4 protein-coding genes, 1 rRNA gene and 1 pseudogene are annotated in these 8,756 nt (G+C 53.0%); all 6 read left to right on the forward strand.

The window, feature by feature from the left end; translation table 11 throughout:
• The first annotated feature begins 122 nt into the window (after positions 1–122).
• Positions 123–1,328, forward strand: a complete 1,206-nt coding sequence (gene recA, locus MXE41_RS10790) for a recombinase RecA (RefSeq protein WP_281503596.1) — start codon at positions 123–125, stop codon at positions 1,326–1,328.
• A gap of 307 nt (positions 1,329–1,635) precedes the next feature.
• The gene (locus tag MXE41_RS10795; RefSeq protein ID WP_247100496.1) at positions 1,636–2,151 is read left to right on the forward strand and encodes a regulatory protein RecX; all 516 of its coding nucleotides are present in this window, start codon (positions 1,636–1,638) and stop codon (positions 2,149–2,151) included.
• A 461-nt stretch (positions 2,152–2,612) separates the two neighbouring features.
• Positions 2,613–3,584: a 23S rRNA pseudouridine(1911/1915/1917) synthase RluD gene (rluD, locus tag MXE41_RS10800; RefSeq protein WP_246978995.1), complete on the forward strand. Its 972-nt coding sequence runs from the start codon at positions 2,613–2,615 to the stop codon at positions 3,582–3,584.
• Positions 3,585–3,606: 22 nt separating this feature from the next.
• Positions 3,607–4,470 (forward strand): peptidoglycan editing factor PgeF, encoded by an 864-nt coding sequence (gene pgeF, locus MXE41_RS10805; RefSeq protein WP_246978994.1) that lies wholly within the window; start codon positions 3,607–3,609, stop codon positions 4,468–4,470.
• Positions 4,471–5,316: 846 nt separating this feature from the next.
• Positions 5,317–7,860, forward strand: a pseudogene (gene clpB, locus MXE41_RS10810) (ATP-dependent chaperone ClpB); the annotation flags it as partial.
• An 808-nt stretch (positions 7,861–8,668) separates the two neighbouring features.
• Positions 8,669–8,756 (forward strand): 16S ribosomal RNA (locus tag MXE41_RS10815); the annotation flags it as partial.

The raw sequence follows: 8,756 nt of genomic DNA on the forward strand, positions 1-8,756 counted from the left end.
AAGCATGGTATCAATTGAGATTTCATGCTGGCGATAATTTAGCTGTCGTTAATATGCGACGGGCTGATAAATCCGCTACAATTTCAGCAGAAGATTTTTTAACCCCTAAATGGTGATGTTCTATGGCAGGTGCAAATAAAGCAAAAAAAGATACTGGCAGCTCAGCAGGCTCAGGCAGCAAGCTCGCTTCCAATCTTACAACTGATCCAAAAAAGCAAAAGGCCATTGAAGCTGCGATGGAACACATCGAGCGTCAGTTTGGCAAGGGCGCCATTATGCGCCTTGGTCAGGGTGAGATGGTAGAAATTGAGTCCATCCCAACCGGTTCCCTGACTCTCGATATCGCCCTTGGTGTGGGCGGTCTGCCAATGGGCCGTATTATCGAAATCTACGGTCCTGAGTCCTCTGGTAAGACCACTTTAACTCTCGAACTGATTGCTCAGGCTCAAAAGCGCGGCAAGGTCTGTGCTTTCGTGGACGCCGAGCACGCTCTGGACACCATTTATGCTCAGAAGCTGGGTGTTCAGGTCAACAATCTGCTGCTCTCCCAGCCAGATACCGGTGAGCAGGCTCTGGACATTGTTGAGACTCTGGTCCGTTCCGGCGGTATCGACGTTATCATCGTGGACTCCGTAGCTGCCCTGGTACCAAAGGCAGAAATTGAAGGCGACATGGGTGACAATCACGTAGGTCTGCAGGCTCGTCTGATGTCCCAGGCCTTACGTAAGCTTACCGGTACCATCAAGCAGGCTAACTGCATGGTTGTGTTCATCAACCAGCTGCGTATGAAGATCGGTGTGATGTTCGGCAGCCCTGAGACCACCACCGGCGGTAACGCTCTGAAGTACTACGCCTCTGTACGTCTTGATATCCGCAAGGCAACTCCAATCAAGGAGAAGGACACCGTCATCGGTAACGAGACCCGCGTAAAGGTTGTAAAGAACAAGGTTGCCCCGCCATTCAAGCAGGCCAACTTCCAGATTCTCTTCAACTACGGTATTTCCAAGAACGGCGAGCTCATCGACCTTGGTGTCCAGCTCAAGTTTGTGGACAAGACCGGCGCCTGGTTTGCCTACAACGGCACCAAGATTGGCCAGGGCAAGACCAATGCTATCCGCTACCTGGACGAGCATCCTGAGGTTGCTGATGAGCTTGAGGCCAAGATCCGTGACTTCTTCAAGCAGAACTCCGATTACTCCAGCTCTGCTGAGCTCGGTGCTGCCGATGATGCTGAGCCATCCATGGGGGGTTCAGATGATGAGGATATGCCACCTCTTGAGGATGTCGAAGATGAGGAGCTCGTAAGCGAGATCCCTGAGGACCTCTAACTTACAGCAGCTATCTGCAGCCATGGGGCTCATGACTGTCATGAAACCCTGTGGTAACTGTACAATGACGCAGGCTTTGCCCTCCATAAGTGGAGGCCCGGAGCCTGCGTCATTTGTTTAGGGGCGCAGCACGATCATCTGAGCAGGTGCGCGGTCTGGGCATGGACAGGCGCAGTCGGGACCATGAAGTGCAGAGCAGGACAGCCGCGCAGGCCAGTATGCGGCACAGCAGCTGAGGCGGCTGCTGCGTCAGGTACTGCCGGGGCCGGGCATGATTAACTTTTGAGTGTGTACAGGAGAGCCTTAGATGTGGGCCAGAAAATCCTATAAGAAGCGTTCTTACTCATCTGAGCCGCGTGAGCTCAGCGAGAGCATTCCTGACGCGGTCAATTTCATGGTGGGACTGCTGTCCAAAAGAGAGTATTCAGCTAAGGAGCTCAGGGAAAAGACCCTGAAGCGCTATACCGAAATAGCCACAGATGAGGCCTTGCTTATCTGCCAGCAAAGAGGCTATCAGAGTGAGCAGCGCTATGCCGAAATGCTGGTCCGTCATATGGAATTTGCCCTGTACGGTCCGATGAAGCTTCAGTTTGAAGCCCGCCGTAAGGGCGTGGACCTGGAGCTGGTCAGAGAGGCCGCTGCCGAGGTCAACTGGGAAGAGCTGGCTTACGATGCCCTGGTCAAGAAGTATGGTGAGCAGGAGCTTGAGTATGAACAGCGCCAGAAAGCGCTGGCATATCTGGCCCGACGTGGCTTTGCCGCCGGTACCTGCATCAAGGCCATGGAAGAGCTCAAGCGCCGCCTTGATGAGGCCGAAGAGTAGCCATGGAGCATGGGCTTGCCGCTCTGCCTTGTAAGGACGGCAGCTGCAATGGCCTGCATGAGCGTCAGCCAGGACTGCAAGGCAGCAGCATGGGCAGCTCATGGTCATCTTAGCTGTCTCATCCATGGGGCCAGCATAAGTGTGGCTGAACGGCCCTGGCTGGCATGCAGTTGCATTCCGGTCTGACAATACGGCAGCGGTAAGGCAGCAGCGGCTAATGCGGCAGGGGCAGCAGCGGCTGGCTACACTGGCAGTGAGGTCTGCCAGTGCGGGGGATGCGGGTCAGGTGCTGGTGCAGGTGCTGTGGGCTGGGCTGGGCTGACAGGGTAAATTTTCGCTGTCAGGCCTAAAGTGATAGTATGGAATCAGCAATATAGTTTCCGGCTGTGGCGGGTTCAGGCAGAGCTGATGGTCAGTCTGAGCCAGGTCAGGTCCGGTCAGCAGTTAAGAGAATTTTATTAATGAGTGATGTAATTACACTGCAGGTTTCTGATGAATTTCATGGCAAGCGTCTTGATGCCATTCTTGGCGGCATGATTGACAGCCATTCGCGCAGTGCCTTACGCACCCTGATTGATGAGGGTAAAGTTCTGGTTGACGGCAAGGTGCTCAATAAGGCCAGCATCAAGCTCAATGCCGGTCAGAACATTGAGGTTCACATGGATGAGCCTGAAAGTCTTGAGGCTGTTCCTGAGGATATTCCTCTGAACATTGTCTATCAGGACGATGATCTGATTGTCATTAACAAGCCAATCAACTTTGTGGTTCACCCTGGCGCCGGTGTAAAGAACGGCACAGTGATGAATGCCATGCTCTATCATTTCCCTCAGACTGCCGTGCTGGCCCGTGCCGGTATTGTTCACCGTCTGGACAAGGATACATCCGGTCTTATGGTCATTGCTCTTAGCCAGACAGCTCAGCATCACCTCATCAAGGCTATCAGCAAGCATCTGGTAGTTCGTGAGTATGAGGCCATTGTTGAAGGAGAGCTTACTGCAGGCGGTACCGTGGATGCACCAATCGGCCGTGATCTGCACAACCGTACCCGTATGGCTGTTATGCCTGATGGCATGGGCCGTGAGGCTGTTACCCATTACCGTGTAATGGAGCGCTATCGTGCCCACACCCGTCTTAAGCTGCGCCTTGAGACTGGCCGTACCCACCAGATTCGTGTTCACATGGCCTCGCTGCACCATCCGCTGCTGGGTGATACCCAGTATGGCGGCCGCCGTATCAAACATATTGCCGGTGCCAGTGCCGAGCTTGATCAGGCTCTCAATGCCTACCGCCATCAGGCCCTGCACGCCAGTCATATCGAATTTGAGCATCCGGTAACCGGAGAGACCCTGTCCTTTGACGCTCCGATACCTGAGGAAATGAAGAACCTCATGGATCTGCTCAGAGAAGATTACAAACTCAATGGCCTGTACTAAAGACAGAGCCTAAGGAGCTGTTATGACACGTACAGTTGATGGAATTGAAGTTCCTCCTTTTGATGCCTGGAAGGAGCAGCACAAAAACTATGTGCTCAACAATCTCAGGCAGTCCCTGTATAAGGGGCGCTACATGATCATTGACTGCTTTGAAAACGATGTGACCGCGTTCTACACCACCCGTTTTGATGGTGTGAGCAAGGCTCCTTATGACAGTTTCAACATGGCTTTGCATGTCGGTGATAACGAAGCTGACGTGCTGGCCAACCGCAAGACCATGAATGAGGACTTTGGCCTCGAGCATACCTGTTTTATGAACCAGACTCATTCAGCTGATGTCATTGTGGTTGATGAAAGCAACAGGCATCAGGACTGCTTTGACTGTGATGCCCTGGTAACCAGTCAGAAAAAGACTGCCATTGCAGTTATGACAGCCGACTGTCTTCCTCTGATCCTCTGTGACGAGGAGAACAATGTCTGTGCCGCTATCCACTGCGGCTGGCGCGGTATTGCCGGAGGTATTATCGAAAACAGCGTCCATGCCATGGAAAAGCTCGGAGCCAGCACTCAAAGCATTCGCGGCTTTCTGGGACCGGCCATTGGACCACACTCCTTTGAAATAGGCGCTGAGGTAAGAGAGCAGTTCCTTAAAAAGGATGAGGGTTACCAGGACTGTTTTATGGTGCTGGATCATACTGATGACAAGGGCAATCCCAAGTATCTGTGCCACATCTACCGTCTGGCAGTGAACACCCTGCGCTCACTGGGCGTAGACGGCCCAATCTTTGGCGGCCGTGCTGACACCTTCATGCAGACCTCAGTGTTCTACTCCTATCGCAAGGCCAGTGTCACCGGCCGCATGGCCTCAGTCATCTGTCTGAACTGACCGGCCTGCCATCCAGCAGCACCACCTCCCAGGCGGCGGCAGCTGCTGCCCGTCCGGCTGGACGGCCTGGCCTGAACAACAGGGGGCATGATCGAACCATTTGATATGGTCGGTCATGCCCCCTGTGTTATTTCAGCGTCGTAGATTTCAACCGCCGTGGCGGGCAGGCGACGCTGCCCGGCCCGTTGCAGTATGCTGATGGCCGCTGCCAGCTGTCAGCTTCACTGCTGTGTCTGACCTGCGGTCAGGGGACGGCCATGGAGCTGCCAGGGGCCGGCCACAGTACCGCCTGGCTGCCAGCTGGCAATGGCGGCCGGGCTGCGGCACGGCCAGCTGCGGCTCATGAGCTTTTGCAGTGGCTGCGGTGTTGGACAAGCAGGTCTTTGGGGTGGCACGGGGAGAAAAGGTACTTTTGGTTTTAGCTTGTGTTTGATGGTGGCGGTAAGTTAGCGGGTTAATGGTATTTTTAGAAAAATATTTTGACTCAGGACTTTAATTATTTGTCCCCTGTCCCCAAGTAAAATGGTGTAGGAGCTATAAGCACAACCCGCAAAAGCTCAGCTGATAAACAGCATGTTTATCAGTCTTGGCGATGGTCTATAGATATCATGAGTCTGGCTCTGGTATCACGGGTTCAGTACAGGAGATCACCTGCGGTTACCTGCTGCCTCCGGCTGCTGCCAGCTGATGTGTTTTCAGTCATGGTTGTAGTGGAAGCGGTGGTTGCCAGGGGAAGGGTGGTCCGGTAGAAGTGAAAAGCTGTCCATGGCCCGGGTTAAAGTGTTTAGGCCTGAGGACAGGCAGATGCTGTAGCCAAAGAGTAGATTTTATTTTTGGAGGAACGATATGCGTTTGGATCGTTTTACAGTCAAGTTTCAAGAAGCCTTATCTGACGCACAATCGTTAGCAGTTGGACACGATAACCAGTTTATCGAGCCAGTTCATATCATGTCTGCCCTGGTAGCCCAGGAAGACGGCTCAATCCGTCCGCTGTTAACCTTAGCTGGTTCCGACCCTCAGGCTGTAAAAATTCTGGTCGACAAGGCCGTAGACAACCTGCCACGCGTTCAGGGCGTAGGAGGTGATCTGCAGCTGTCCCCACAGACAGGCAGAATCTTAAATTTATGTGACAAGCTCTCCCAGAAAGCCAAGGACTCCTTTATCTCATCAGAGATTTTCGTCATGGCTGCCATGGAGACAGAGGGCGACCTCAAGCGTATTCTCGAGCAGTGCAACCTCTCCCGCGAGAAGCTGCTTAAGGCTTTTGAGACTGTGCGTGCCGGCAATAATGTAGATGATGAAAATGCCGAAAGCTCACGTGGCGCTCTGGGTAAATATACAGTTGACCTTACTGAGCGTGCCGAGCAGGGCAAGCTTGATCCTGTTATTGGCCGTGATGAGGAAATCCGCCGTACCATTCAGGTTCTGCAGCGTCGTACCAAGAACAATCCTGTGCTCATTGGTGAGCCTGGTGTTGGTAAGACTGCCATTGTCGAGGGTCTTGCTCAGCGTATTGTTAAGGGCGAAGTACCTGAGGGTCTGCGTAACAAGAAAGTGCTGACCCTGGACCTGGGCGCTCTGATTGCCGGTGCCAAATACCGTGGTGAGTTTGAAGAACGTCTTAAGGGCGTGCTCAATGAGCTTGCCAAGCAGGGCGGCAAGGTAATTCTCTTCATTGATGAGCTGCACACCATGGTTGGTGCCGGCAAGGCCGATGGTGCCATGGATGCGGGCAATATGTTAAAGCCTGCCCTTGCCCGTGGTGAGCTGCACTGCGTAGGCGCTACTACTCTTGATGAGTACCGTGAGTACATCGAAAAGGATGCCGCTCTGGAGCGTCGTTTCCAGAAGGTACTGGTAGAAGAGCCAAGTGTTGAGAGCACCATTGCCATTCTGCGTGGTCTGAAGGAGCGTTATGAGCTGCATCACCATGTGCAGATTACCGATCCGGCCATTGTGGCAGCAGCCACTCTGTCAAACCGTTACATTACCGATCGTCAGCTGCCAGATAAGGCCATTGACCTTATTGATGAGGCCGCTGCCAGCATCCGTCTGCAGATTGATTCCAAGCCTGAGCCTCTTGATCGTATCGATCACCGTCTGATTCAGCTCAAGATGGAGCGTCAGGCCATTGCCCGTGAGCAGGATGAGGCCAGCAAGAAGCGTCTTGCCGCCATTGATGCTGACATTAAGGAAAATGAAGCTGAGTACCAGCGTCTGGATGAAATCTGGAAGGCTGAAAAGCTCATGCTTGAGGGCACCCAGAAGTACAAGGTTGAGCTTGATAATGCCCGTCATGAGTATGATGTGGCCAAGCGTAACGGCGACCTCAACCGTATGAGTGAGCTGCAGTACGGCATCATTCCTGAGCTCGAGCAGAAGATTAAGGCAGCATCAGCTGCTGAGGGTCAGAAGACCGATCTGCTTAAGAACAAGGTAACTGATACTGAGATTGCTGATGTAGTCTCACGTGCTACTGGTATTCCGGTATCGCGCATGATGGAAGGTGAGCGTCAGAAGCTGCTGCGCATGGAGGACAATCTCCATCAGCGTGTGATTGGCCAGGATGAGGCAGTAGCTGCCATTTCCTCAGCAATCAGACGTTCCCGTGCCGGTCTTTCTGATCCAAACCGTCCAATCGGCTCCTTCTTATTCCTTGGTCCTACTGGTGTAGGTAAGACTGAGCTGTGTAAGGCTGTAGCCGAGTTCATGTTCGACTCCACCAAAGCCATGGTGCGTATTGACATGTCCGAGTACATGGAAAAGCACACAGTGGCCCGTCTGGTCGGTGCCCCTCCGGGCTATGTAGGTTATGAGCAGGGCGGTTACCTTACAGAGGCTGTACGCCGCAGACCATATTCAGTAATTCTGCTCGACGAGATTGAGAAAGCTCATCCTGATGTCTTCAATATCCTGCTGCAGGTACTGGACGATGGTCGTCTGACCGATGGTCAGGGCCGTACTGTGGACTTCAAGAACACAGTAATCATCATGACCTCCAATCTTGGCTCTTCCATGATTCAGGAGGAGGCCGGACGCTCAAGCTATGATCAGATCAAGACCATGCTCTTTGGTGTGCTCGAGAAGAACTTCAAGCCTGAGTTCCTCAACCGTATTGATGAGACTGTGGTCTTCCATCCATTAAGCCATGAGAACATCAAGGACATTGCCCGCATCCAGTTAAGCGCCCTGTCAAAGCGCCTTAAGGATGCCAGCATTGAAGTTTCCATCAATGATCATCTGTACGACTACGTGGCCAATGTGGGCTTTGACCCTGTATTTGGTGCCCGTCCATTGCGTCGTGCCATTCAGAGTGAGGTTGAAGATCCGCTCTCCAGAATCATTCTGCAGGGTGAGCTTATGCCTGAGGTCCACTATGAGCTCAATGTCGATGAAAATGGCAAGCTGACCTGCAAACCGGTAAAGATGATGCCGAGTACAGGATCAGCAGTAAACACAACCCGCACAGCCCAGCAGGGTGTGCTGCCAGGCTCACGCCCTGGCGCCATTAACGGTGCTTCCCGTCCGGCAGGTCACCCGGGTGCCCCGGGTAACCAGCCTGCTCTCGGCACCCCTGGCATCCAGGGCGCCCAGTAGCATCCTGAGCCTGCCACCAGGCACATAAGGACCTGCGCCAGCCGGTAACGGCTTAACGGTAGATAAGAATCCCCCGCCATAATGACGGGGGATTTTTTTTGGCTGCAGGGCCGCGCAGGCCGCGCGGCCGTCAGGCCAGGCCGCGCCGGGCCGGCCGTGACCGCAGGCACGGCTGGCCCGAACGGGCAGCGCCAGGTAAATGGGGGAACACTTTTTGTCCCGGCTGCGGACAAAACAGTGGGACAGATCACACTATTGAGGGCAAAATAGGCCGGTTTATGGCGCCAAAACCATAATCGGTGAATTAACTGTAACCCCGGGCAAAAGAAATTTTCGGCTCGTAAAGCTGATATAAATCATGTTTTTGTAAAAATGTTAAAAAAATTTTAAATTTTTTGTGAAAAAAGTGTTGACCAGGGGATGAAAATCATTAAAATACGTTCCCGCTGTGACGCACTGAGCAAGCAGCTGCAAAGGCCAAGCGCCTCCAAGTTCTTTAAAAATCAGGTACAGACAATCTGTGTGGGTTCTTTAAGTTAAGAACTTTGAGTTTTGCCAACATACTGGCAACTGGTTACAGTTGCACTTCAAACGAATCATTAAAGTGAAGAGTTTGATCATGGCTCAGATTGAACGCTGGCGGCAGGCCTAATACATGCAAGTCGAACGGTAACAGCAGAGGAGCTTGC

It is taken from the genome of Anaerobiospirillum sp. NML120449 (assembly GCF_023051105.1).
In the GTDB taxonomy this organism is placed as follows: domain Bacteria; phylum Pseudomonadota; class Gammaproteobacteria; order Enterobacterales; family Succinivibrionaceae; genus Anaerobiospirillum.